The 22783-nt window shown below is 61.9% G+C and carries 19 protein-coding genes and 2 pseudogenes; 17 read left to right on the top strand and 4 right to left on the bottom strand.

Features of this window, described 5'->3' with window-relative positions; all coding sequences use genetic code 11:
• The 4 genes and pseudogenes from AC19YT_RS15450 to AC19YT_RS15465 all read left to right on the top strand — a co-directional run.
• A pseudogene (locus tag AC19YT_RS15450) lies at positions 1–120 on the top strand (IS30 family transposase); the annotation flags it as partial.
• A 200-nt stretch (positions 121–320) separates the two neighbouring features.
• Entirely contained in the window at positions 321–836 is a 516-nt protein-coding gene (locus AC19YT_RS15455) for an ABC-three component system protein (RefSeq protein ID WP_500610592.1), read from the top strand.
• Positions 837–839: 3 nt separating this feature from the next.
• Positions 840–1271 carry an ABC-three component system middle component 2 gene (locus AC19YT_RS15460; RefSeq protein ID WP_096144583.1) on the top strand — a complete coding sequence of 144 codons (432 nt, stop codon included), beginning with the start codon at positions 840–842 and terminating at the stop codon, positions 1269–1271.
• Positions 1271–3088, top strand: a complete 1818-nt coding sequence (locus AC19YT_RS15465) for a hypothetical protein (protein ID WP_096144582.1) — start codon at positions 1271–1273, stop codon at positions 3086–3088. Before AC19YT_RS15460 ends, AC19YT_RS15465 begins: the two co-directional genes overlap by 1 nt.
• Positions 3089–4266: 1178 nt before the next feature.
• Here AC19YT_RS15465 and AC19YT_RS15470 read toward each other — a convergent pair.
• On the bottom strand, positions 4267–5517 hold the full coding sequence (locus tag AC19YT_RS15470; RefSeq protein WP_095109753.1) for an MFS transporter: 1251 nt from the start codon (positions 5515–5517) through the stop codon (positions 4267–4269).
• 102 nt (positions 5518–5619) lie between these two features.
• On the opposite strand from AC19YT_RS15470, the gene AC19YT_RS15475 reads away from it, so the two are divergent.
• A complete protein-coding gene (locus AC19YT_RS15475; protein WP_500610554.1) occupies positions 5620–6588 on the top strand; it encodes an AraC family transcriptional regulator in 969 nt (322 codons plus the stop codon).
• Positions 6589–6654: 66 nt separating this feature from the next.
• Here the strand turns inward: AC19YT_RS15475 and AC19YT_RS15480 are convergent, their stop codons facing one another.
• Positions 6655–8049 (bottom strand): sensor histidine kinase, encoded by a 1395-nt coding sequence (locus AC19YT_RS15480; protein ID WP_500610555.1) that lies wholly within the window; start codon positions 8047–8049, stop codon positions 6655–6657.
• Complete coding sequence (locus tag AC19YT_RS15485; protein WP_500600002.1) at positions 8046–8705, bottom strand: response regulator transcription factor; 660 nt, start codon at positions 8703–8705, stop codon at positions 8046–8048. Before AC19YT_RS15485 ends, AC19YT_RS15480 begins: the two co-directional genes overlap by 4 nt.
• Before the next feature lie 132 nt (positions 8706–8837).
• On the opposite strand from AC19YT_RS15485, the gene AC19YT_RS15490 reads away from it, so the two are divergent.
• From AC19YT_RS15490 to AC19YT_RS15505, 4 genes are all read left to right on the top strand, one after another.
• Positions 8838–9161, top strand: coding sequence for a PepSY domain-containing protein (locus tag AC19YT_RS15490; RefSeq protein WP_095109757.1), 324 nt, complete (start codon positions 8838–8840; stop codon positions 9159–9161).
• 93 nt (positions 9162–9254) lie between these two features.
• Positions 9255–9725, top strand: coding sequence for a DUF2271 domain-containing protein (locus AC19YT_RS15495; protein WP_500610556.1), 471 nt, complete (start codon positions 9255–9257; stop codon positions 9723–9725).
• 25 nt (positions 9726–9750) lie between these two features.
• Positions 9751–11931, top strand: a complete 2181-nt coding sequence (locus AC19YT_RS15500) for a PepSY domain-containing protein (RefSeq protein WP_500610557.1) — start codon at positions 9751–9753, stop codon at positions 11929–11931.
• Positions 11915–12886 carry an FAD:protein FMN transferase gene (locus tag AC19YT_RS15505; protein WP_500610558.1) on the top strand — a complete coding sequence of 324 codons (972 nt, stop codon included), beginning with the start codon at positions 11915–11917 and terminating at the stop codon, positions 12884–12886. Before AC19YT_RS15500 ends, AC19YT_RS15505 begins: the two co-directional genes overlap by 17 nt.
• Before the next feature lie 105 nt (positions 12887–12991).
• Here the strand turns inward: AC19YT_RS15505 and AC19YT_RS15510 are convergent.
• A pseudogene (locus AC19YT_RS15510) lies at positions 12992–13132 on the bottom strand (aldehyde dehydrogenase family protein); the annotation flags it as partial.
• Positions 13133–13160: 28 nt separating this feature from the next.
• Between AC19YT_RS15510 and AC19YT_RS15515 the strand changes: the two are divergent.
• The 8 genes from AC19YT_RS15515 (at position 13161) to AC19YT_RS15550 (ending at position 22754) form a co-directional block, all read left to right on the top strand.
• Positions 13161–13457, top strand: coding sequence for a LysR substrate-binding domain-containing protein (locus AC19YT_RS15515; RefSeq protein WP_500610593.1), 297 nt, complete (start codon positions 13161–13163; stop codon positions 13455–13457).
• A gap of 160 nt (positions 13458–13617) precedes the next feature.
• Positions 13618–15666 carry a mechanosensitive ion channel family protein gene (locus AC19YT_RS15520; RefSeq protein ID WP_095109760.1) on the top strand — a complete coding sequence of 683 codons (2049 nt, stop codon included), beginning with the start codon at positions 13618–13620 and terminating at the stop codon, positions 15664–15666.
• A gap of 278 nt (positions 15667–15944) precedes the next feature.
• Positions 15945–16904, top strand: a complete 960-nt coding sequence (locus AC19YT_RS15525) for an AAA family ATPase (protein WP_003218556.1) — start codon at positions 15945–15947, stop codon at positions 16902–16904.
• Between the two features lie 5 nt (positions 16905–16909).
• Positions 16910–17848, top strand: coding sequence for a DUF58 domain-containing protein (locus AC19YT_RS15530; protein ID WP_095109761.1), 939 nt, complete (start codon positions 16910–16912; stop codon positions 17846–17848).
• Entirely contained in the window at positions 17845–18339 is a 495-nt protein-coding gene (locus AC19YT_RS15535) for a DUF4381 domain-containing protein (RefSeq protein WP_095109762.1), read from the top strand. The genes AC19YT_RS15530 and AC19YT_RS15535 overlap by 4 nt, the downstream gene beginning before the upstream one ends.
• Positions 18332–19408: a vWA domain-containing protein gene (locus AC19YT_RS15540; RefSeq protein ID WP_500610559.1), complete on the top strand. Its 1077-nt coding sequence runs from the start codon at positions 18332–18334 to the stop codon at positions 19406–19408. The genes AC19YT_RS15535 and AC19YT_RS15540 overlap by 8 nt, the downstream gene beginning before the upstream one ends.
• Positions 19405–21129: a vWA domain-containing protein gene (locus AC19YT_RS15545; RefSeq protein WP_500610560.1), complete on the top strand. Its 1725-nt coding sequence runs from the start codon at positions 19405–19407 to the stop codon at positions 21127–21129. Before AC19YT_RS15540 ends, AC19YT_RS15545 begins: the two co-directional genes overlap by 4 nt.
• A complete protein-coding gene (locus tag AC19YT_RS15550; protein WP_500610561.1) occupies positions 21126–22754 on the top strand; it encodes a BatD family protein in 1629 nt (542 codons plus the stop codon). Before AC19YT_RS15545 ends, AC19YT_RS15550 begins: the two co-directional genes overlap by 4 nt.
• Positions 22755–22783: the final 29 nt, after the last annotated feature.

The raw sequence follows: 22783 nt of genomic DNA on the forward strand, positions 1-22783 counted from the left end.
CTGACCGTCGAAGCCGTCAATCGGACAGTAGCGAGGATCAATCTACGCCCGCGCAAGCGCTTGGGCTGGAAGACGCCGTACGAAGTGCATACAGGGGTGAGCGTTGCACTTATGTGTTGAATTCAGGTCGTTTTGTCACACCGAAAGGCTGTAGCTCTGATTGCATTGATATGCTGGTCAATAAGTCTCGCATCAAGACGGAGATCATACAGCGGTGGGATATGGAGTGTCGTGACAAAATCACAAAGACAGAGTCGATCCTGCTTGAGGGTGCTTTACTGAATTATCTGAATACTATCGACTTCTCCTTTATTGACGAAATGTCTGCCCAGGAATTAGTCGACAAACATCAGAAGACACCGTACCACTCAGCACGTTTTGGTAGTTATCATCTAAAACGCCCGCAATTGAAACAAAATATTCCTGAATTAGTCGGGGATAATGAAAAGATTTATATCGAAGCTCTTCTGCATGCTTTTTCCGATGTTGATGGAAAAGAATATTCACATGCGGACGCTTTGAGCAGTGACTATGCAGAGGATCTTGAGCGGGCCAGGATCAACTTCTTCAGTGCCGAATCTTTAGAGGTGTTTTCACGGGACGCATTTCCCGAAGGTTGTTATCGGGAGCTCAAAGATGATTGCTATGAAAGTTTGCATAGTGTATTGCGCCAGGATCACAAAAATGGATATGAGCGATTTCTTCAAGTAAGCACCCAGGCGGTTAATGTTCCATATGATTCCCATCCGCTTGTTCACTACATCCGGCCCTCCGATCGGAAAGGGCTGTGTCATCAACTGGTGAATGATAAAAAAATTAAGTGGGTCAGGAGATAGTTCATGAATTCCAGGGATGTGTTTAATAGCTCTATAGAAGTCGGAGCGAGAATCGTTCTTTTGCTTGCCGGGCTTGGTCGGAAACTTGATCTGGACGACCTTGTATATTTTGACTATGCGTCTATTTATAGTGGTGACTTTCAAGGTGAACCAAGCCTGCATCCGGTATTGGTGAATCGTCTAGCTGAACTTGTTAGAAGGCGTGAAATTTTCCCGGCTGCCATAAAGCTCTTCACTTCGAAAGGACTAGTTAGCTCCCAAGTGGATGAACTTGGCGTTCGATATTATACAACCAAGGAAGGCAGTGATTTCGCCGGCAAGCTCTCTTCTGATTATCACACTGATTTTCGGCGTCGGGTTTCGTGGGTTGACGCGAATTTTGACCACCTCACGGCTCAGCGCAGCACTATTTATAAAATTGACAGGGTGATCTGATGTTTATTGAAAGTGTTGTTGTTAGTGGCCCTGAACTCCCGGATGCTTCTGTTTATTTCACGAAAGGTGCCAATGTCGTTCAAGGCGGGTCTGACACGGGCAAGTCTTATATTGTTCAATGTATCAAGTTTGCTTTGGGTGCGACCGAACCGCCAAAGCCAATCGCTCTTTCGAGGGGCTATACCTCCGTTAAACTCAAGTTTGAAAACGATGATGGAAGTATCTTTACCCTAGAGCGGCCGTTAGTAACGAACGCGAAAGCCACTCTGGTAGATGAAAATGGAATAGTTTCAATTCTAGGCGCAAAGCACAGTGCAAAAAGAACAGATACCATATCCAGCCATTTTTTGCGCAAGATGGGACTCGATGGGAAGTTATTGCTTTCAGGCGCCGAATCACTGAATAGCAGCTCTTTTTCATTTCGTGATTTTGAAAAGACTCTTCTGATTGATGAGTCAAGGATCGTTGCTGATTATTCACCGCTGGGCACCGGCCAGAATTCGGAAAAAACCAAAGAGAAATCAATATTGAAATTACTGCTCACAGGGCAGGACGATTCTGCGGTGAAGGGTGCAAAGAGGGATTTGGCTTCAAAAGTTTTATTGAAGCACAAGGTGGATGCCGTTGAAGAAGTTGTAAGGAAATTCTATCCGGATGATGACGGCGCTCAACTTCAAGAGCTTCAAAGGCTGGACTCCTTCAAAAGCCAAGTGACTGTTCGATTGGGCTTGGCCGAGGCCGAATTGAAAAGTGCTTTCGAATCAAGTGGTGATCTTTTTGAACAGAAAGCACGGCGCATCTCAGAGCTAGAGGTGGCCGAAATCAAAGTTTCTGAGGATAAGGCGCTCCTAAGCCGATTCAGCATGCTTGGCCAAAAGTATGAATCAGACCGGCAACGACTAGTTGGAATTGAACAAGCGGCAACCCTGCTTGATGCTTCTGATACGGTGCTCTGTCCCACCTGCGGTAACAAATTCGACTCTGACACGTGTACATCTGATGTAGATGACATCCGGAAGGGTGTTTCCTTCGAGCTCGATCGCATTTCGAAGAATATTCATGAGCTTTCGGAAGCTCAGGGCTCCCTGTCTGCGGCAATTGAACGAAACACCTCCAGCGCGCAGTCCTCGAAAGCCGCCATTGCTACATTGGAGAAACAGATAGCCTCAGAGCTCCAGGATTCAGTACAGGCCGTCAGTGACCTCAAGGAACTTTCCTCGTGTATCAAGCATGATTGGACTGCCCTGGAAGAGCGAGTAGCCGCTAAGACCAAGCTGACCGAAGAGTTGAAACGGCTGGGCCTTCTTCTGCTGGAGGAACAAGATGGGTACACCGCTGATAGCTTTGAAGACGCCGTGAAGCCACTGGTTTCGGAGATTCAGTCAATCCTTGGCCGCTGGGGATTCCCAAATTATCTTCCAGTGGACTTCGATTTCAAAACGAGAGATATCACTATCGGTGGCAGCGCAAGAGGTCATTTTGGTAAAGGGTATCGGGCCGTTGCGTTCTCTGCCTTTGTTCTGGGGTTAATGAATCTATTGAAGCTCTCTGGCCGACATCCTGGCTTCGTGGTGCTCGACTCGCCACTGACTACTTACAAAGAGGGAGACGAACTACCGGATGACGAGCGCGACGAAGTCTCCGGTGACCTCATATACGCTTTCTATCGCGATATTGCGGACAGCTTCAAAGACTCTCAAATCATAATTTTTGAGAACCAAGAGCCTAATATGTCCGTAATCCCGGCGCTAAATTATCAACACTTTACTAAAAATCGGGGACACGGTCGATATGGCTTCTTCCCATTGAGAGACTAGCTCACATACATTCAGCCCGATTAGAACTATAGGTCAAGCGGCGTCGGATGCTGAGCGCGCAGTTCTGCGAGCGGATACGTGAGCCACCACGTATCCGCTCGCCATGTACTAGCGGGATAACAGCAGAGTTTTTTTCCAAACGGCGCTTTGCTCGTTCTGCTCGGTTGATGAATGGCCACAAACGAATATTGGCATTCAGTCATGAGAGAATGATGGCTAGCTAAAAATGCCCGAGTTCCCATCCCCCTAACCAGTCACTCAAACGGGGAAAATCATGAACATCCATCCAATAAAACCAACCGAAAGCCCCAGCCAAGGCCATGATCAAATTTTCTTCGGAGAATACGAACTTTATTGTATTTACAGGTTTCGGGTTCACCACGCCTTGCGGCGCTACCTATCGCCCTCGCCCGAAGCTCCTTGCGGACCGTCCAAATTGGCAACTCATTAACACTCGCCTTCACTATTCAGGTTCTGCACTGAAGGGCTGCCCAGGGACACGAGACTCAGCCGTCTCTCAGATGGCATAGCTACCAAGATCCAAAATATCCGTGGGAGTAAATGTGGGAGTAATTTTGTAGACATGAAAAATCCCAACCTTCTCAGATTGGGGTAAGTCATTGAAAAATATGGTCGGGACGGAGTGATTCGAACACTCGACCCCTAGCACCCCATGCTCGCGCACATCGCCCCCCAGTCCTCACAGACTACGCAGGCGCTGCAGACAGACCTCTGCTTGTTGGCGCTGATGCGATTTTGACGCAGGCTACCGGAATTCATTGACCCACTCGAGTACTCAAGAAATGATGACCTTGCGGGTGATCTCGGAGGCAGCGTGTGGGTCAGTCAAAATCAGCAACCTGGGTCAAAATCGCATCAGCGCCGACCTCTAGGCAGCTTGGGTTGCTGATCCAGTACACGGAGGCGCACTGAATACCAGCCACGTCCACCCCGCCCCGCTTCAGAAATCGCCATTCGCGATCGCTCGCACACCCGTTGTAAATGGGGGCAAAACTGGGGGCACAATTCTATTTTTTCAGGCTGTAACTACTGCCCTAGAGCCCAGTCAAAATGTTTTTTGGCGATCCTGAGAGTCTTTAGGCGTCGTCGGGCAGGCGCAGAACTCGTCCAGTTTCAGTCCTGATTACGGACGAGTCGCGGCGCTGTGGCAAACCGGATCAAAGGTGCAACGCGGGCTTGGGCTGGCGAACGTCATAGGCTGAAGGGACGCGGACGCGCAACGCAATCAGCAACGCGGCGAGCAGCATCAGCACGGCCGCCGCTACGAATACGCCTGCGCTGCCACTGAGGCTGAACATTGCACCGCCAGCGGCCGCGCCGGTGGCAATGGCTGACTGCACAGAGGCCACTACCATGCCTCCGGCGCTTTCCGCCTGATCGGGTACCGAGCTGGCGACCCAGTTCGACCACGCCACCGGCACACCACCAAAGGCCAAGCCCCAGACCGCCAGCAGTGCCGCCTGCCCCGGCACCGAGGCCGGCAACAGCACCAACGCCAGTGCTGCAACGCCGACCAGCGCGGGCATCAGTACCAAAGTGGCCAGCGGGTGGCGCTCCAGCAGCCTGCCGGCCAACAGCGTGCCGACGAAGTTCGCCGCACCAAAACCCAGCAGCATCAGTGACAGCCCTTGCGGGCCGATGCCGGTAGTCCCTTCAAGGAACGGCCGAACATAAGTGAACATCGCGAAGTGGCCGCTGTGCACCAGCACACAACCGAACATGCCGATGGCGATGCCTGGGCGCTGTAACACCTCGAGCACGGTGCGCAGACGTGCCGGCCGGCGCGGCGCGAGGCGCGGCAGAGTGAGCGACTGGAAAGCCAGGGTCACCATGCCGACCGCCGCCGCTGCAAAGAACGCGCTGCGCCAGCCATATAGCCCGCCCAGATAGCTGCCCAGCGGCACAGCAACAACCGTGCCGACGGCAATACCGCTGAAAATGATCGACAGCGCCCGGGGCAACAAAGCACTGGGCACCAAGCGCATCGCTACCGCTGCCGCCATGCTCCAGAACCCGCCAAGGGCAATGCCCAGCAAGATGCGCATCAACAACAGCACCGCGAAGCTGGAGGAAACGGCGACCAACAGATTGGAGGCGACCATCAGCGTGGAAAAACCCAGCAACACCCAACGGCGGTCGATGCCGCGGGTCAGGCCTGGCACCAACAAGCCAGCGAACAGCGCCACCACGGCGGTCACGGTTACCGCCTGGCCAGCCAGCGATTCGGACACTCCCAGGTCGGTCGCCATCAGCGTTAATAAACTGGCCGGAAGGTACTCAGCGGTCAGTAATCCAAACACACCCATTGCCAACGAGAAGACGGCCATCCACGCGGGCGTCGCAGGCTCTACATCCGCGCCGACGCCGGGATGGCGGTCGGACACGGCGTTACATACACAGTCAGTCATTGCACGGATCTCCCAATATTCATTGCGAGCCGAAGTCTAGGCGCCGAAAACTGGATGATCTATGATCCAAAGTCTCTACTTTTTGACTAAAACACCTGAACGATGCCTGCAGATCAGTTTGCGCTTTCCTCGGACCTCATCAACGAGCTGTTGCGTGGCATGCGCCTACGTGGCGTTGAATACCGGCGTATCCAAACGGGCCCAACCTTTGGTTTGGGTTTCGCGGAAAAACCTGGGCATGCCTGGTTCCACTTCATGGCCGTCGGCCATGCGCTAATGCGAATGGAGGACGGCAGCACCTACGCGCTGTCTGCCGGCAACGCCGTGTTCATCTCCCACGGCGCAGCCCATCAACTGTCTTCCCATTCCCACGTGCCTGTTCAAGACATCGACCGTCTAAACGGCGCGCCCTTAGGTGACACCGTCAGCGCGGTGGATACCGGAACCGATGCCAGCCCCACGCCGAGCACCCTTGTGTTCAGTGGTTGCATGGAGTTTGAACTGGGCAGTATCCATGGCCTTGGCCGGCTGATGCCGGGCCTCATGCTGATTGATGCCGGCGGCCAGCGTTACCCCGGGCTGGTGCCAATCCTGACCACCATGGAACGCGAGGTCAGTGCCGCCCGTGTCGGCTTCGCCGGTATCCTCGCGCGGTTGGCCGACGTGGTGGCCGCCATGGTCGTTCGCGGTTGGGTGGAGTGCGCCTGCGGGAATGCTTCTGGCCTGGTCGCCGCCTTGCGCGATCCACGCTTGGCCGGTGCACTGCTGGCGCTCCATCAACAACCGGGCCGCGACTGGACCGTCGCGCAGTTGGCAGAGCAATGCAATACCTCGCGTTCGGTCTTCGCGGACCGCTTTCAAGTGACGATTGGCATGACCCCGCTGCGCTATGTCACCGAACTGCGAATGCGGCTTGCAAGCCAGTGGCTGACCCTCGAAAGGCTGCCGATTGAAGAGGTGGCGCAGCGCTTGGGCTATACCTCCCAGGCCGCTTTCAGTCGCGCATTCAAGCGCATTACGGGCAAGACCCCGGGTTTGAGTCGCAAGGTGAGGCAGCACGCGGTTACTTGAAGCCGAGCGCAAGCAGTGGATGATCCGTGCCTGTGATTCATTTACCGCCCGTGCCACGCCACGAATTCAACGCTCGGGGGGTGTTCTCGACGCGCAGGGAGCGCCAAGCGCAGCCTGGCGACCGGCTGGGATTTTGGCGAGCGGTAACCAGACGCAGACCTCGAACCCCTCCTGTCGCCCTGTTGCAGGGGAGACCAATTTCATTCTCGCGTTGACACCCTGCACAACGGCTTTGGCAATCGCCAACCCCAGCCCTGAACCGCTGATTTCACTGTGACCGCGCACAAAACGCTCGGTGAGTTGCTGCAACACCGGCGCGGGCACCGGCGGACCACCATTGACCACCCGCAGCAGCGCCTGATGGGTGAGGCTGACTTCGACTGGTTGATCCGCAGCGCCATACTTGAGTGCGTTCTCGATCAGGTTGCGCAACAGAATGGCGAAGGCGTCCGGGTCTATCGTCGAGTACACACTCGTCTGGGTTGGCAGGTGCAGCTCGATCCGGTGCCCACTGCTGTGGTACCACTCATCGACCACATGGGCCAGCAGCGGGATGAGGTCCTGGGGCGTTTCGGACAACAGCCCGCCCCCCTCGGCCTTGGCCAACTGCATGAGTTTTTCCGAGAGCCGAGCCAGTTCGCGCAACGCGCTTTCGATTTTAGCCGCGCGTAACCGCAACGGGCCCTCGGGCGCTTCGTGTTGCAAACGCTGAATCTGCGCCAAGGTCGCGGCCAGTGGCGTGCGCAGTTCATGGGCACTGTTGGCCGTAAAGCTGCGCTCGGCCTCCAACGCCTTGCGCAAACGTTCCAGTAGATGATTGACCGCCTCGGCCAGTGGCGCGATTTCCGCCGGCAATCGCGCTCCGCTGATCGGCGACAGATCACCCACGCCCCGCGCTTCCACGGCACGACGGTAGGCCAATACGCTGCGCAGGCTGATGCGCACAAACATCCAGGTGCCTAACAGGCTGATGGGGATCAGCACCAGTAGGGGCAACAACAAGGCAAGCGACGCTTCCCACGCTGCTTCACGGCGGTGCTTCAGCGGTTCGGCGACTTCGATGAACACCGTCTCACGCAGCGCACTGGCGCCGTACAAACGGTATTTTTTAGTGGTTGAAAAGCCTTCGACAGGGTGTGGGTTGAAGATCTTCGGGTTGGCGTCGTGGGACTGCATCAGCACCTGGCCCTTGGCATCGCGCACTAGGTACGTCAGGTGTTCCTTGTGCATTTTCAGGGTGGCGACATGCTGCGCCTGCGTGGGGTCTTCCCGGTTGCTGATTTCCAGCACGGCCAGGGGCAGGATGCGCTGTGCAGTCTCTTGCAGCGCGCTGTCGAACACCTCGTTCAATTCATGTTGCACCACCAGCCAGGCACCGACGGTCGCCGCCAGCCACAGCAAGGTCGTGCCCAACGTCAAACCCAGGCCGAGACGTTTTTGCAGGCTTGACGACGGCTTCATACGGACATCAACCGGTAGCCCATGCCCCGCACGGTTTCAATCAGCTCGCGGCCGAGTTTTTTACGCAGCCGGCTGATGTAGACCTCGATGGTATTGCTCTCGATTTCGGCGCCGAAGGCATACAGCCGGTCCTCCAACTGCGACTTGGACAGCAACGCGCTGGGGCGTTGCACAAAAGCCTCGAACAGCGCCCACTCCCGCGCCGTCAGGTCCACCGTCGCGCCGGCCCGTTGCACTGTGCGGGCGCTCATGTCGACCTGCACATCACCGAGCTTGATCTGCGGATTGGGGTTGCCGCTATAACGTCGGGCCACCGCTGCCACACGGGCCGAGAGTTCAAACAAGTCGAACGGTTTGACCAGGTAGTCGTCGGCGCCAGCATTGAGGCCGGCAATACGATCGGAAATCTGATCCTGTGCAGTCAGGATAATCACCGGGGTCACGTCCCCTGCCGAGCGTTGCTGACGTAAAAATTCCAGCCCCCGGCCATCCGGGAGCATCAGATCCAGAAGGATCAAGTCGTACACCGTGGTACGCACGCTGTTGCGCGCATGCTCCAGGCGCTGCACCCAATCGACGGCGTGGCCATCATCGGCAATCTGTTCGCGCACTGCCTCCCCCAACCCCGCTGCGTCCTCGACCAATAAAACCCGCATCTGGCATCTCCTGGGATGGTTGTCGTGCAGCAGCTTAATTGCCTTACCTGACGTGAATCTGAAGATTCAGCTGGTTGTCAGGAATGCACCTTAAGGTACGCCCCTGACGCCGACCTCGGCAGGAGACAGATCATGAAATCAGGTTTTATTGCCAACACCACGCTGCTGAGCCTGCTGCTCAGTGGTTACGCCCTGGCGGATGACCATTGCAGCGACCCGGTGAGCGACTGGCAACCGCGCGAAACCCTGCGTCAGCAGGTAGAGCGGCAATACGGCTGGAGCGTGCAACGCATCAAGGTCGACGACGGTTGTTACGAGCTCAAGGGGTTGGACCGCAAAGGCAATGCCATCGAAGCCAGCTATTCGCCGGCCTCACTGCGCCTGCGCACGTTCGAGATCCATTTCCTCGACGACGGCGATGCCAGGGATTACCTCGGCACCCCGCTCACCGAGTGATGCCTTACCTGCCGATGAGTTTTTCCTGCGCTTCAGGTTGCTGTCAGCAAGCAGGTCCAGGCTCTTGGCCTAACGATCAAAAAGGACACCCCCATGAAAAAGATCATCGCAGCCACTTGCCTTGCCGGCGCCATTGCCCTGCCGGGCCTGGCCCAGGCCCGTGAAGTGACCTTGACCACCCAGCTCAAGAACTACAGCGGCAATGAAGCTTACCTGGCGATCTACGTGACCGACGCCAACGGCCAATACCAAAAAACCCTTTGGGTGGCCGGTAAGAAGGCCAAGTACTACAAGCATCTGGGCGACTGGGCCCGGGGCAGCGCAATGAACCCAAGCGAGTTCGACGGGGTCAGCGGCGCCAGTGTCGGCAGCGGGCGCACGCTCAAAGTCAGCGTCGAACTGACCGACACCCTGATTGATGCCGGGTATCAGATCCGCATCGACAGCGCCGTCGAAGACAAACGCGATGCCCGCGCTGATGTCAGCGTGCCCTTGACGTCTGAGGGCGCAGGCAAGCCGGCGCCCGGCAATACCTACGTCAGTTCCTTTACTTACGACCTGTAGCACCCGCCATTTCTGGAGGCTGAACATGCTTCGCCAGTTCCATTCCCTACCTGGCCTGATCGCCGCCCTGTTGGTCATGCTGTTGGCCATCAGCGGCGCGATCCTGTCCGTCGAGCCGGCCCTGGAGCACCTGCAAAGCACGCCCACTTCTACTGGGCAACTCAATGTCGGCCAACTGGCCGGACGCATTGCCAGCCACTTTCCGGGCGTGGAGCAGATCCAGCGCACAGCGTCCGGCACGGTGCTCGTCTACTACAACCAGAACGGCCAGGCCGGGGCGCAAACGGTCAACCCACTGACCGGCCAAGGCCTCGCCCCATACGAGCCCTCCCCGTTCTCCCGTTGGGTGAAAGAACTGCACCGCTCACTGTTTCTTGGCACGCCGGGCCACGGCGTATCGGGAGCCGGCGCGCTGTTCATGCTGATGCTGTCGGTGTCGGGTGCGCTATTGCTGGCCCGGCGCCTGGGCGGCTGGCGCAACCTGCTGCGGCCACTGCGGGGTACCTTCAGCCAGCGCTGGCATGCTGAAGTCGGGCGCCTGGCACTGCTCGGGCTGCTGCTGTCGGCATTGAGCGGGCTTTACATGTCCGCCACCGGCTTCGGTTTTATCGCCGACGGCAGTCAACCAGAGCCTGCCTTCCCCGCCCACGTCAGCACCGGCCCGGCCTTGCCAGTAGGGAAGCTGCAAGCGTTGCAGGCCACCGACCTGAACGACCTGCGCGAGCTGGTCTTCCCCAGCCCTGGCAACCCGCGCGATGTGTTTTCCCTGCGCACGGCCCAAGGCGAAGGGTACGTGGATCAGGCCAGCGGCGCCTTGTTGTCGTATCAAGCCTACGACCCGATGCACAACCTCTACGAGTTGATCTTTCGGTTGCACACCGGCGAAGGCCTCTGGTGGCTAGGCCTGCTGCTTGGGCTCTGCGCCCTCTGCGTGCCGCTGATGAGCGTGACCGGCATCCTGTTGTGGTGGCGCCGCCGCAAGGCTGGCCCGACTATCCGCCACAACACCCCGGCCCACTGCGCCGACAGCGTGATTCTGGTGGGCAGTGAAAACAACAGCACCTGGGGCTTTGCCAACACCTTGCACGACGCACTGCGCCGCAGTGGCCATCAGGTGCATAGCGCGCCGATGAATGAATGGACGGGCGACTACCCCACTGCCCAACGGGTGTTGATCCTCACCGCGACCCACGGAGACGGCAATGCACCGGCCTCGGCTTCGCAGTTCCTGGCGCGGTTGGCCAAGACCGGCCTCAAGCCCGGCCTGCCCTTTGCCGTGCTGGGCCTGGGCGACCGCCAGTTTACGCAGTTCTGTCAGTACGCCCATCAGGTCCAGGAGGCAATGTCCCAGGCCGGTGGCTCGCCCTTGCTGGGGCTGGAAACCGTCAACCGCCAGTCCTCTCAGGCGTTTGCGCGCTGGGGCCACGCGCTGGGCGAAGCGTTGGGCCAGGAACTGCTGCTGGTTCACACCCCGCAGCCGCCGCGTACACATCAATTGCAACTGACAGAGCGGGTTGTCTATGGCGAACAGGTGAACGCGCCGACCCACATACTGCGCTTCAAAGCCCGCGGCAAATTGCCGGGCTTTCTGGCCGGCGACCTGGTGGGGATTGTGCCCCCCGGCAGCCCGATCCCGCGTTTTTACTCGTTGGCCAGCGGCTCCCAGGACGGCGTGCTGGAGATCTGCGTGCGTAAACACAGCGGTGGCCTGTGCTCGGAGTTCCTTCATGGCCTGGGCATCGGCGCGCATATTGAGGCGTTTATCCAGCCCAACCCGCAATTTCGCCCGGCATCGGGCGCCCACCCGGTGATCCTCATCGGCGCCGGCACCGGCATCGGTCCTCTGGCCGGTTTTATCCGTAACAACAAGGCCCGGCACCCCATGCACTTGTATTGGGGTGGGCGCAACCCGGCCTCGGACTTTCTCTACGAGCCGCAGCTTAACCAATACTTGTCGGACCACCGCCTCACGGCACTGCGCGCCGCCTTCTCTCAGAGCCAGGACCACAGCTATGTGCAAGACCGGCTGATCGGCGATGCGCCGGCCTTGCGCCGACTGATTGAAAAAGGCGCCCAGGTGCTGGTGTGTGGCAGCCGCGAAATGGCCAAAGGCGTGATGCAGGCCCTCGATGAGGTGTTGGCGCCTCTGAACCTGAATGTGCTGACCCTCAAGGCACAAGGACGCTACCGTGAAGACGTCTACTGAGTTGCCGCGCCACAGCCTGAGCGGTGAAACCATGGGCACTCGCTACACCGCCCTGTTTTATGCCAACGCCGGGATCGATGTCGACGATGTTGGCCGTCGCCTAGCCCACGCCGTGGCTCGGGTGGACCAACAAATGTCCACCTGGAAACCCGGCTCGGACCTCAACCACCTCAACGCCGCCCCCGCTCACGAATGGGTGCCCGTTCCCAAGGAACTGGCCACGGTGCTGGCTGCTGCACTGCGCGTCAGTCAGCAATCCGGCGGCGCCTTCGACATCGCGGTGGGTGATCTGGTCAACGCCTGGGGGTTCGGCCCTGGGGAGCAGACGGGCCCGGAGCAAGCGCTCGGTACCCTGGCGCCGAGCCCCCGCGTGTTGTCCAGCGCCGCGCTAGTGGTTGACTCGCAACGCAATCAGGTGCGCAAGCGCTCGGCGCTGAACCTGGATTTGAGTGGCATCGCTAAAGGTTTTGGCGTGGATGAGCTGGGCCGTTGCCTGGAGGGTTTGGGTATCACCCGCTACCTGGTCGGCATCGATGGCGAGATGCGCGCCCGGGGCATGAAACCTGACGGCCGGCGCTGGGCCGTGGCCCTGGAAAAGCCCACCCGCGGCGTGCGTGAAGTGATGGGTGTGATGGAACTCAGCGATGCCGCTATCGCGACCTCCGGGGACTATCGACATTGGGTGGACGTGGCCGGTCAGTCCTATGCCCACACCATGAACCCGGCTACCGGCGCACCGCTGCGCAATCGGCTCGCCGCCGTCACCGTGGTGGCGGCCTCGTGCATGCTCGCCGATGCCTGGGCCACGGCGCTGATGGTCTTGGGCGAAACCCAGGGCCCACGCCTGGCCCAGGCACGCGGGATGGATGCGTTGTTCGTGCTGCGCGAGGGTCAGCAGTACAAAGAAATCTCGATTGTTGGCGGCCAGTTGCAGGCGCAGATTGAAAGCCGCTGACACCGAAAACTGGAAGGTGGGCATCACAAACAGGTCCGCTAGCAGCGGCCAGGCCTCGGAACGGCTATTCAGGGCGACAACTAAACTGTCGCCCTTTAGGCTCCCCTAGAGCGGCAAGTACCCGAACAGCGACTTGCTCTCCAGGTACTGGTCAAATCCCGCCTCACCCCACTCGCGCCCGTTACCCGACTGTTTATAGCCGCCAAAGGGCGCGGCTTGGTCGGCTCGGGCGCCGTTGAGCTGGACCCTGCTCTACAACGAACCCATCGCCATGATGGCCAATGCCACACAGACCGCCGGTATCGACGATGCCGTGGAGTTGCTCAAAACCCAGCCGTTCATTCGCTACGACAGGTCCACGGCGGTGGGCCGCAAAGTGCAGTCGATCATCAAGAGCGAATCGGTCGAGCCGTTGGAGATTCTGGAACTGAACTCGATCATTGGCATCGCCGACCTGGTTCGCCAACAGGTCGGTGTAGCCATCGTGCCGTTGCTCAAGAACTTCGACTGGCATAAAGACCCCGGCCTGCGGGTGCTAAACCTCCCCTTCGCCCTACAGGCCGATCGCTGACCATTGTTTGGCTACCTGTGCTTCTGGTGGTCGTGGGCTGGTTACGCGTTGGGCGCCTGGCCCAAGCCTGAAGCCAGGGCCGCCGCAGGCAGATAAAACCGAACTCCCAGGGCTAAAACCGATCAGTTCCTTACAGACCCTGGCGTAAGGAGCCTGCATTTTGTTCACGTCCCGTACCGCCCGACTGCTCGGCGCCTGGCTGTTGTGCGCCAGCGCCGCGCTGCATGCAGCCCCTGAACCCACCCCGGCCGCCGAGCCTGAGCCGGCCAAGGCCGAACTGTTGGTCGAGGGCGGTTTGCTCGGCGCCATCAGCTCCAGCATCGAACAAGTGCAAGACAAACTGGACCTCAACGAGCACCTGATCGACGCCTGGCGCTTACGGGCCGACCGCGCTGCGGATGAGGTGGGGCGCTTGGTCAACCAGCCGTCGCAGCGCTCGCCGTGGAGCGTGGCCGGGGATTTTGTGCTGTTGTCGGCCCTGTGGGTCGGTACCTTCGCCACCCTGAACCTGCTCGGGCGCTGGGCGGTGGCGCGTTTGCAGCGTCGCGGTTTTGTAAAGGCCCGCCCACGCCTGCTGGCGGTGTTGGGCTATGCCCTGCCCTGGACGTTGCCCGCGCTCATCTGCCTGCCCCTGACGCTGTACGTCAGCCACTGGCTGCCCACGTCGGTGGGCCGCGCCCTGGCTTTGTGTTTTGCCTATGCCACCAGCAGCGGGATTGTCTCCACCTCGGTGCTGCTGGGCGTGATCGTGATGTTCAACCTGGGGCACAAGCGCCCGGCGGTACGGATCATCCGCCACTACTGCCCGCAGCCGTTGTTCTTGATCGGCTTTCTCGCCGCTCTCAGCGATGCCCTGACCAGCCCGCAGATCGCCCGGCAATTGGGCTCCAACATCACCAGCAGCGTCGCGGTGCTCACCGGCCTGCTGGCCTCGGTGGTGTTCGGCCTGCTGGTGATCCGCCTGCGCCGCCCGGTGGCGCACCTGATCCGCAACCGCTCCCTGGCCCAGCGCTTGAAGCAACCGGCGCTACAGGAGTCGCTGCGGATTTTTTCCGGGTTGTGGTACTGGCCCATCCTCCTGATGGTGCTGGTGTCGGCAATCAACCTGATCGGCGCCGGCGAAGACAGCCAGAAAGCCCTGCGCTGCGCCCTGTTCACCACCGTGCTGCTGATTGCCACGGTGTTCCTCAGCACCCTGTTGCAGCACCTGTTCAGGTCCCGCAGCGCGGTGGCGGTGCAACGCAGCAGCGCCTATAAGGAACGCTTCCTCAGCCTGTTGCATGCGCTGTTGCGCATCGTCATGGCGGTTGCCTTTATCGAGATCCTGGGGCGCATCTGGGGGGTGTCGCTGTTCGAGTTTGCCCAGCGCAACGCCGTGGGCCGGGCCATCAGCGACTCGTTGAGCAGCATCGGCTTGATCCTGCTAGTCACCTGGCTGTTCTGGGTGGTGCTGGACACCGCCATTCAGGAAGCCCTCAAGCCACCGGCCAACAAGCGCTCCAGCCGCCAGCCCAGCACCCGGATCAAGACCATCCTGCCGCTGCTGCGCAACGCGGTGAAAATCATCCTGGTGGTGATCTGCGCCATCACCACCATGGCCAACCTGGGCATCAACGTCGCGCCGCTGTTGGCCGGTGCCGGGGTGGTGGGCCTGGCCATCGGTTTTGGTTCGCAGCAACTGGTGCAGGACGTGATTACCGGCCTGTTCATCATCATCGAAGACACCCTGTCCATCGGCGACTGGGTGGTGCTCGACTCCGGCCACGCCGGCACCGTCGAAGGCCTGACCATCCGCACCCTGCGCCTGCGCGACGGCAAGGGCTTCGTGCATTCGGTGCCGTTCGGCCAGATCAAAGCCGTCACCAACCAGTCGCGGCAGTTTGCCTATGCGTTCTTCTCGGTGCAGTTCACCTACGACACAGACGTGGACAAGGCCTTGGAGCTGATCCGCGAAACCGGCCATTCGATCCGCGAAGACAGCTTCCTCAAGTACAACCTGCAAGGCCCGCTGGAGGTATTCGGCGTCGACAAGATGGACCTCAACGGCGTGACCCTCACGGCGCAGTTCCGCACCGTGTCCGGCGGCCAGTACGCGGTGAGCCGGGCGTTCAACCAGCGGCTGAAGAAATTGGTGGATGGCGCGCCGCAGGTGCAGTTTGCGCAGACGTTTGGCAATGCCGCTGCCGGGGCGCTTGCGCTGAGAGGCTGATGCAACGCCTGTGGGAGCGCAGTATTCCCACCGCGATAAATGCTTGCCTGTACCGGCCTCATTGCGGGCAAGGCCCGCTTGTGGCGGGCGGGAACACCCCCAGCTCGACAACCGGCAAGTACCCCTGCTCGCGATGGTGGCGCCCATCCGGCCTCTGTAGTGACGGCTAGCGGCGAAAAAGCCGTTAGTCGCCACCCCCCGCGATGGATTAAAGTAGCCACCCCAGCCCGCGGGTTATTTCGACGCCTCGGGCCACCCCCTTCCAGGAACCGTCATCGATGGAACATCGTGAAGCGCTGCTCGCGCTGCGAACCTTTCTTTCAACGCAGATTCTCGGCCAGGAAAAACTCATCGAGCGCCTGCTCATCGCCTTGCTCGCCGACGGCCACATGCTGGTCGAGGGCGCGCCGGGGCTGGCCAAGACCAAGGCCATCAAAGAGTTGGCCGAAGGCATTGAAGCGCAGTTCCATCGCATCCAGTTCACTCCCGACCTGCTGCCCGCCGACATCACCGGCACCGAGATCTATCGCCCGGAAACCGGCAGCTTCGTGTTCCAGCAAGGGCCGATCTTCCACAATCTGGTGCTGGCCGACGAAATCAACCGCGCCCCGGCCAAGGTCCAGTCGGCGTTGCTCGAAGCCATGGCCGAGCGCCAGGTCAGCGTCGGGCGTAGCACCTACGAGTTGTCACCGCTGTTTCTGGTGATGGCCACGCAGAACCCCATCGAGCAGGAAGGCACCTACCCGCTGCCCGAAGCCCAGCTCGACCGCTTCCTGATGCACGTGAAAATCGGCTTCCCCGATGCCGCCGTCGAGCGGCGCATCCTGCAACAGGCCCGTGGCGAAGCCCTCAACGGCGAAACCAAGCCCGAGCGGCGGGTCAGCCAGCAGGCGATTTTTGCCGCGCGCAAGGAAATCCTCGGCCTGTACATGGCCGACGCCGTGGAGGAATACCTGGTGCAACTGGTGATGGCCACGCGCACACCGGCCAAATTCGACCCGGAAATGGCCGAGTGGATCGCCTATGGCGCCAGCCCGCGCGGCTCCATTGCCCTGGACCGCTGCGCCCGCGCCCACGCCTGGCTGGCGGGGCGCGACTTCGTCAGCCCCGAAGACATCCAGGCTGTGCTGTTCGACGTGCTGCGCCACCGCATCATCCTGTCCTTCGAGGCCGAGGCCGCGGGCATCGACCAGGACCGCGTGGTGCAACGCATCCTCGACGTCGTAGCCGTCGCTTGAGCCCCATGGCCGCCAGCGAACCGGGAATCCGCGTCAGCCTGGGTGAGTTGATCCAGATGCGCCACCGCGTGCGCGAAGTGCAGCTGTTTTCCACCCCCAGCCAGCGCAGCCCGCTGATCGGCCTGCACCACTCCAAGCTGCGCGGGCGCGGCGTGGACTTCGACCAGGTGCGGGTCTACCAGGCCGGCGACGACGTGCGCACCATCGACTGGCGCGTCACCGCCCGCACCCAGGAACCCCACACCAAGCTGTTCCACGAAGAGCGCGAGCGGCCGATTTTTATCATGGTCGAGCAAAGCCGCCGGTTGTTCTTCGGCTCCGGGCTGATGTTCAAATCGGTGCTCGCCGCCCAGGCCGCCAGCCTCATCGGTTGGGCCGCACTGGGCCACAACGACCGGGTCGGCGGCCTGGTGTTCGGCGACAACCAGCACTACGAAGTCAAGCCGCGGCGCAGCAAGCAGAGCCTGCTGCAACTGCTCAACCGCCTCGTGCGGGTCAACCAGGGCCTGGGCACCGACAGCGAACCAGACCGCGACGCCCTGGGCATGGCCCTGCGCCGCGCCCGCGAGGTGCTGCGCCCCGGTAGCCTGGTGATCGTGATCTGCGACGAACGCGCCTTGTCCGACGGCGCCGAACAGCAATTGAGCCTGCTGTCGCGCCATTGCGACCTGCTGTTGCTGCCGCTGTCCGACCCGCTGGACCACGCCCTGCCCGCCGCCGGCCTGTTGCGTTTCGCCGAACGCGGCGCGCAACTGGAACTGGACACCCTCAACTACGACTTGCGCCAGGCCTACCGCGCCCAGAGCGAAGCGCGCATCGCCCGTTGGGAACTGCTGGCGCAAAAACTGCGGGTGCTGCTGATGCCCCTGAGTACCCAAAGCGAGATGGTCGAGCAACTGCGCGAATACCTGAACCCGCAGCAGCGCCCGGGGAAAACCCCATGAACGAACTGGCGCAGTTGCAACCGCTGATTGCCCCGCCGCCCGTGGCGTTCTGGCCGCCCGCGCCGGGCTGGTGGCTGCTGGCATTGCTGCTGCCGGCACTGGGGTTCGGCCTGTGGCAACTGCGGCGCTTCCTGCCACGCCGGGCACCGCTGGCCCGCACCGAACAACCCCTGGACCCAGTGCGCCTCGCCGCCCTGGCCGAACTGGCGCTGCTGCCCAAACCCTACGACGGCGCACCGGCCGGCGCCTGGCTGCAACAGCTCAATGGCCTGCTCAAGCGCCTGTGCCGCAACCACTACCCCTATAGCCAGAGCCACACCCTCAATGGCCGCAAATGGCTGGCGTTCCTCGACAACCGCTGCCCGGCCGCTGGCCTGACACGCTGGATGGTGTTGGTCGAAGGCGCCTACAAGCCCGAATGCAAGCTCGACGACAAGGCCATCGCCGGCCTGACCCAAGCGGTCGAAACCTGGATCCGCAAACATGTTTGAGTTCGCCTGGCCCTGGCTCTTCGCCCTGCTGCCGCTGCCCTGGCTGCTGCGCATCCTGCTGCCGGTGGCCGACAGCGGCGAGCCGGCCCTGAGCGTCAGCTTCCTCGCCGACCTCGAAGGCCTGGCCCGGCGCCGCGCCCGGGCCAACCTGCCCACTTGGCGCCAGCAGGCCCCGTTTATCCTGTTGTGGCTGTTGCTGCTGGGCGCCGCCGCCCGCCCGCAATGGCTCGGCGAGCCGCTACCGATTGCCGCCAGTGGCCGCGACCTGCTGGTGGCGGTGGACGTCTCCGGTTCGATGGACTTCCCCGACATGCAATGGCAAGACGAAGACGTCAGCCGCCTGACCCTGGTCAAGCACCTGCTGGGCGACTTCCTGGAGCAGCGCGAAGGCGACCGCGTAGGCCTGATCCTGTTCGGCAGCCAGGCCTACTTGCAGGCTCCGCTGACCTTCGACCGCAACACCGTGCGCACCTGGCTCGACGAAGCCCGCATCGGCATCGCTGGCAAGAACACCGCCATCGGCGACGCCATCGGCCTGGGCCTCAAGCGCCTGCGCCAACGCCCGGCCCAGAGCCGGGTGCTGATCCTGGTCACGGACGGTGCCAACAACGGCGGCGAAATCGACCCACTCACCGCCGCACGGCTGGCGGCTGAAGAAGGCGTAACCATCTACCCCATCGGCATCGGCGCCGACCCACAGCAAAGCGGCACCCTGAGCGTACTGGGGGTCAACCCGAGCCTGGACCTGGACGAACCGACCCTAGAAGACATCGCCCGGGTCACCGGCGGGCGCTACTTCCGCGCCCGCGATGCCGAGCAATTGCAGGCTATCCGCAACACCCTCGACCAACTCGAACCCGTCACCCAGCAACCGACCCAGGCCCGCCCCGCCCAGGGCCTTTACCACTGGCCGCTGGCGCTGGCCCTGTTGCTGAGCATGCTGCTGGTGGTGCGCGAGCGCTGGCCGGATAACCCGGTGCAACGCCTGCTCAACAAAAAGCACTTCCTGCAACCGCTGCCAGACTGGCGCCAACGCCTTAAACGCCTGCGGCTGCGGAGGCGCCGATGATTGCCCTCTGGCCGCAATGGCTGCGCCCCGGCTGGCTACTGGTGCTGCCCCTGCTGGGGTGGTTGCTGTGGCACCTGTGGCACCGGCAAAAACGCGCCGGGCGCTGGCAGATGATTCTGCCGCCCGCCTTCCACCGCGTGCTGCTCACCGGCGGCAATGGCCGCGAAAGCCGCTTACCGTGGATCGTGCTGGGGCTGGCGTGGCTGTTGGCCGTGCTGGCGCTGCTCGGCCCCAGTTGGGAACGCGTGGAGCAAACCAGCCAGAAACCCGCCGACCCGCTGGTGGTGGTACTGGAATTGACCCCGCAAATGCTCGCCAGCGACGTCACGCCCAATCGCCTGGAACAAGCGCGGCGCAAACTGCTGGACCTGCTGCACTACCGCAGCGACGCGCAGACCGCCATCGTCGTCTACGCCGGCAGCGCCCACACCCTGGTGCCGCTGTCCGATGACCTGGCCACCAGCCGCAACCTGCTGGAAACCCTCAAGCCCTCGATCATGCCCCAACCCGGGCAACGCGCCGACCTGGCGGTGGAAAAGGCCCTGACCCTGCTCCAACGCGGCGCCCTCGGCCAGGGCCGCATCCTGCTGATCGGCTCGACCCTGTCGGAGCAGGAACGCCAAGGCATCCGCCAGGCCCTGGGTAGCCACGGCCCGCAGTGGCTGATGCTCGGCATCGGCAGCCGCGAAGGCGCGCCCGTGACCCAGGAGGACGGCAGCCTGCTCAAGGACGAACAAGGGGCGATTCTCGTCTCTCGCCTGGACAGCCCCAGCCTCAGGGCCTTTGCCAATGACTTGGGCGGGCGCTACCGCCAGGCGCGCCTGGACGACAACGACCTGCGCGGCCTCGGCCTGTTGGACGGCCCCCGCGCCTTGCGCAGCGACGGCCAGACCCTGCGCCTGGATACCTGGGCCGACCAGGGCCATTGGCTGCTACTGCCATTGTTGCTGCTGGCCGCGTGCGCCGGGCGCCGGGGCTGGCTGTTTTGCCTGCCGCTGCTGTTCATGCTGCCGCAGCCCAGCCAGGCCCTGGACTTCAACGACCTGTGGCTGCGCCCAGACCAACAGGGCCAGCGCCTGCTGGAGCAACAGCGCCCATTGGAGGCCGCCCGGCACTTCCAGGACCCGCAGTGGCAAGGCGTGGCCCTGTATGAAGCCGGCGACTACGCCACTGCCGCCGAGCGCTTCGCCCAGGGCAACGACGCCCGCGCCCACTACAATCGCGGCAACGCCCTGGCCCGCAGCGGCGAACTGGAGGCCGCGCTGGACGCTTACGAACAGGCCCTTGAGCGGCAACCCGAGTTGCAACCGGCCCTGCGCAACAAAGCCCTGATCGAACGCTTGCTCCAGCAACAGCCGCCCGCCCCGCAAGCCACCCAGCCGCCGGCCGACAACGACGGCGAACCGGCTCAGTCCAACCCCGGCGGCGCCCCCAAGGCCGGCGACAGCGACCAGCCATCCACCGAACAACCTTCGGCCGCAGGTGAAGGGCAACCCCAGGAGCCACGGCAACCGGGCCATACTGACAACCCGCCTGGCGAGCCGAGTGATGACGCCACCACCACCCCGCCCCTGCGCGGCGCCGTGGCGGGCAGCGACGAAGAACACCGCCAGGCACTGGAACAGTGGCTGCGCCAGATCCCCGACGACCCGGGCGAGCTGCTCAAGCGCAAGTTCTGGTACGAACAGCAACACCAACAGGATCAGGGAAAAACTCGATGACCCGCTGCGCCCTTCTCTTGCTTGCCCTGACGCTCTGCGCCACCCAGGCCCAGGCCGCGCAACTGCTCGCCAGTGTCGACCGCAGCCGCCTGAACGCGGGCGAAACCGTGGAACTGACCCTCGAATCCAACGACGTCACCCTGTTCGGCAAACCCGACCTGACGCCCCTGGACAACCTGTTCGAGGTACGCGGCACACGCCAGGTCAACCAGCTCACCACCCTGGGCGACGACAGCCGCGCCACCACGCGCTGGATCATCACCCTGCTGCCGCGGCGCACCGGCAGCGTAGAAATCCCATCGCTGCAACTGGGCCAGGCCCAAAGCCCGGCCATCGCCCTGCAGGTGCTGGAAAACGCCACCAACGAGCGCGTCGACAACCTGCAAGCGGTGTTCATCGACGCCAGCCTCGACCAGGCCAGCGTCTATGTGCAGGCCCAGGCCATCCTGACCCTGCGCATCTACCACTCGGTGTCGCTGTACGACGACAGCAGCCTGACCCCACTGCACATCCCCGACGCGCGCATCGAACAACTGGGGGAATCGCGCACCTACGAAAAGCTCATCAACGGCTTGCGCCACGGCGTGATCGAGTTGCGCTACGCGATCTACCCGCAACACAGCGGCGAACTGCTGATCCCGGCCCAAGTGTTCAGCGCCACGCTGGTGGACACCGAGAACGGCCAGCCCCCACGGCAGGGCAAGTTGATGCGCGTCAGCTCGGCGCAAATACCCCTGGAGGTCAAGGCCAAACCCGCCGCCTACCCGGCCGACACGCCCTGGTTGCCGGCCCGCAGCCTAAGCCTGAGCGAAAGCTGGAACCCCGATCCGGCGCAAAGCCAGGTCGGCGACTCCTTGACCCGCAGCCTGACCCTCAAGGCCGAAGGCCTGTCCAGCGCCCAGTTGCCACCGCTGCCGGCCACCGCCGTCAACGGCTTGCGCCGCTACCCGGACCAACCGGTGCTGAGCAACCAGAACACCGAACGCGGCCTGATCGGCAGCCGCGAAGACCGCGAGGCCCTGGTGCCCAGCCGCAGCGGCACCTTCGAGCTGCCGGCCGTGGAGGTGGTGTGGTGGAACACCCATGAAGATCATCTGGAGCGCAGCAGCCTGCCGGCGCGTACCCTGCAAGTGGCGGTCAACCCCAGCCTGGTGGTCGATACCCCGGCCAGCGCCACGCCGGGCACCGCGCCCGCCGACAACCGCGCGCTGTGGCCATGGCAACTGAGCACCCTGGTGCTGGCCATCACCACCCTGCTGGGTTTCGGCCTGTGGTGGCGCGCACGCTGGCAACCCGCGATCCTGCGCGCCACGCAAACCGGCCCGAGCCCGCGCACCCTGCTGGACGACCTCAAGCGCGCCAGCCTGGCCAACGACCCGCAAGCCACGCGCCAGGCCCTGGACGCCTGGGCCCGGCAGCAGGCAGAAACCCTGGCCGACATGGCGGCGCGCTTCGTGCCCTTGTCCGATGCCCTGGACGGTCTCAACGGCGCGCTCTACAGCGAAACCGGCCAGCACTGGCAAGGCGAAGACCTGTGGCGCGCGATCCGCACCCTGCCCCAAAGCGAACGCGTGCAAGACCCAGTCAGCGACAACGGCAGCCTGCCGCCGCTTTATCCCAAATGATTTTTTGTCTGTTGCCAGGTAGCAAGCGG

Source organism: Pseudomonas sp. MF08875, from assembly GCF_059862525.1.

What these genes read in the sequence shown, in the direction of transcription:
- AC19YT_RS15485 (WP_500600002.1), bottom strand. Translation starts at nt 8,705, where the DNA reads ATGCGGGTTTTATTGGTCGAGGACGCAGCGGGGTTGGGGGAGGCAGTG.
- AC19YT_RS15525 (WP_003218556.1), top strand. Translation starts at nt 15,945, where the DNA reads ATGGAACATCGTGAAGCGCTGCTCGCGCTGCGAACCTTTCTTTCAACG.
- AC19YT_RS15530 (WP_095109761.1), top strand. Translation starts at nt 16,910, where the DNA reads ATGGCCGCCAGCGAACCGGGAATCCGCGTCAGCCTGGGTGAGTTGATC.
- AC19YT_RS15475 (WP_500610554.1), top strand. Translation starts at nt 5,620, where the DNA reads ATGCCTGCAGATCAGTTTGCGCTTTCCTCGGACCTCATCAACGAGCTG.
- AC19YT_RS15480 (WP_500610555.1), bottom strand. Translation starts at nt 8,049, where the DNA reads ATGAAGCCGTCGTCAAGCCTGCAAAAACGTCTCGGCCTGGGTTTGACG.
- AC19YT_RS15470 (WP_095109753.1), bottom strand. Translation starts at nt 5,517, where the DNA reads ATGACTGACTGTGTATGTAACGCCGTGTCCGACCGCCATCCCGGCGTC.
- AC19YT_RS15495 (WP_500610556.1), top strand. Translation starts at nt 9,255, where the DNA reads ATGAAAAAGATCATCGCAGCCACTTGCCTTGCCGGCGCCATTGCCCTG.
- AC19YT_RS15490 (WP_095109757.1), top strand. Translation starts at nt 8,838, where the DNA reads ATGAAATCAGGTTTTATTGCCAACACCACGCTGCTGAGCCTGCTGCTC.
- AC19YT_RS15535 (WP_095109762.1), top strand. Translation starts at nt 17,845, where the DNA reads ATGAACGAACTGGCGCAGTTGCAACCGCTGATTGCCCCGCCGCCCGTG.
- AC19YT_RS15545 (WP_500610560.1), top strand. Translation starts at nt 19,405, where the DNA reads ATGATTGCCCTCTGGCCGCAATGGCTGCGCCCCGGCTGGCTACTGGTG.
- AC19YT_RS15465 (WP_096144582.1), top strand. Translation starts at nt 1,271, where the DNA reads ATGTTTATTGAAAGTGTTGTTGTTAGTGGCCCTGAACTCCCGGATGCT.
- AC19YT_RS15460 (WP_096144583.1), top strand. Translation starts at nt 840, where the DNA reads ATGAATTCCAGGGATGTGTTTAATAGCTCTATAGAAGTCGGAGCGAGA.
- AC19YT_RS15500 (WP_500610557.1), top strand. Translation starts at nt 9,751, where the DNA reads ATGCTTCGCCAGTTCCATTCCCTACCTGGCCTGATCGCCGCCCTGTTG.
- AC19YT_RS15455 (WP_500610592.1), top strand. Translation starts at nt 321, where the DNA reads ATGTCTGCCCAGGAATTAGTCGACAAACATCAGAAGACACCGTACCAC.
- AC19YT_RS15515 (WP_500610593.1), top strand. Translation starts at nt 13,161, where the DNA reads ATGGCCAATGCCACACAGACCGCCGGTATCGACGATGCCGTGGAGTTG.
- AC19YT_RS15550 (WP_500610561.1), top strand. Translation starts at nt 21,126, where the DNA reads ATGACCCGCTGCGCCCTTCTCTTGCTTGCCCTGACGCTCTGCGCCACC.
- AC19YT_RS15540 (WP_500610559.1), top strand. Translation starts at nt 18,332, where the DNA reads ATGTTTGAGTTCGCCTGGCCCTGGCTCTTCGCCCTGCTGCCGCTGCCC.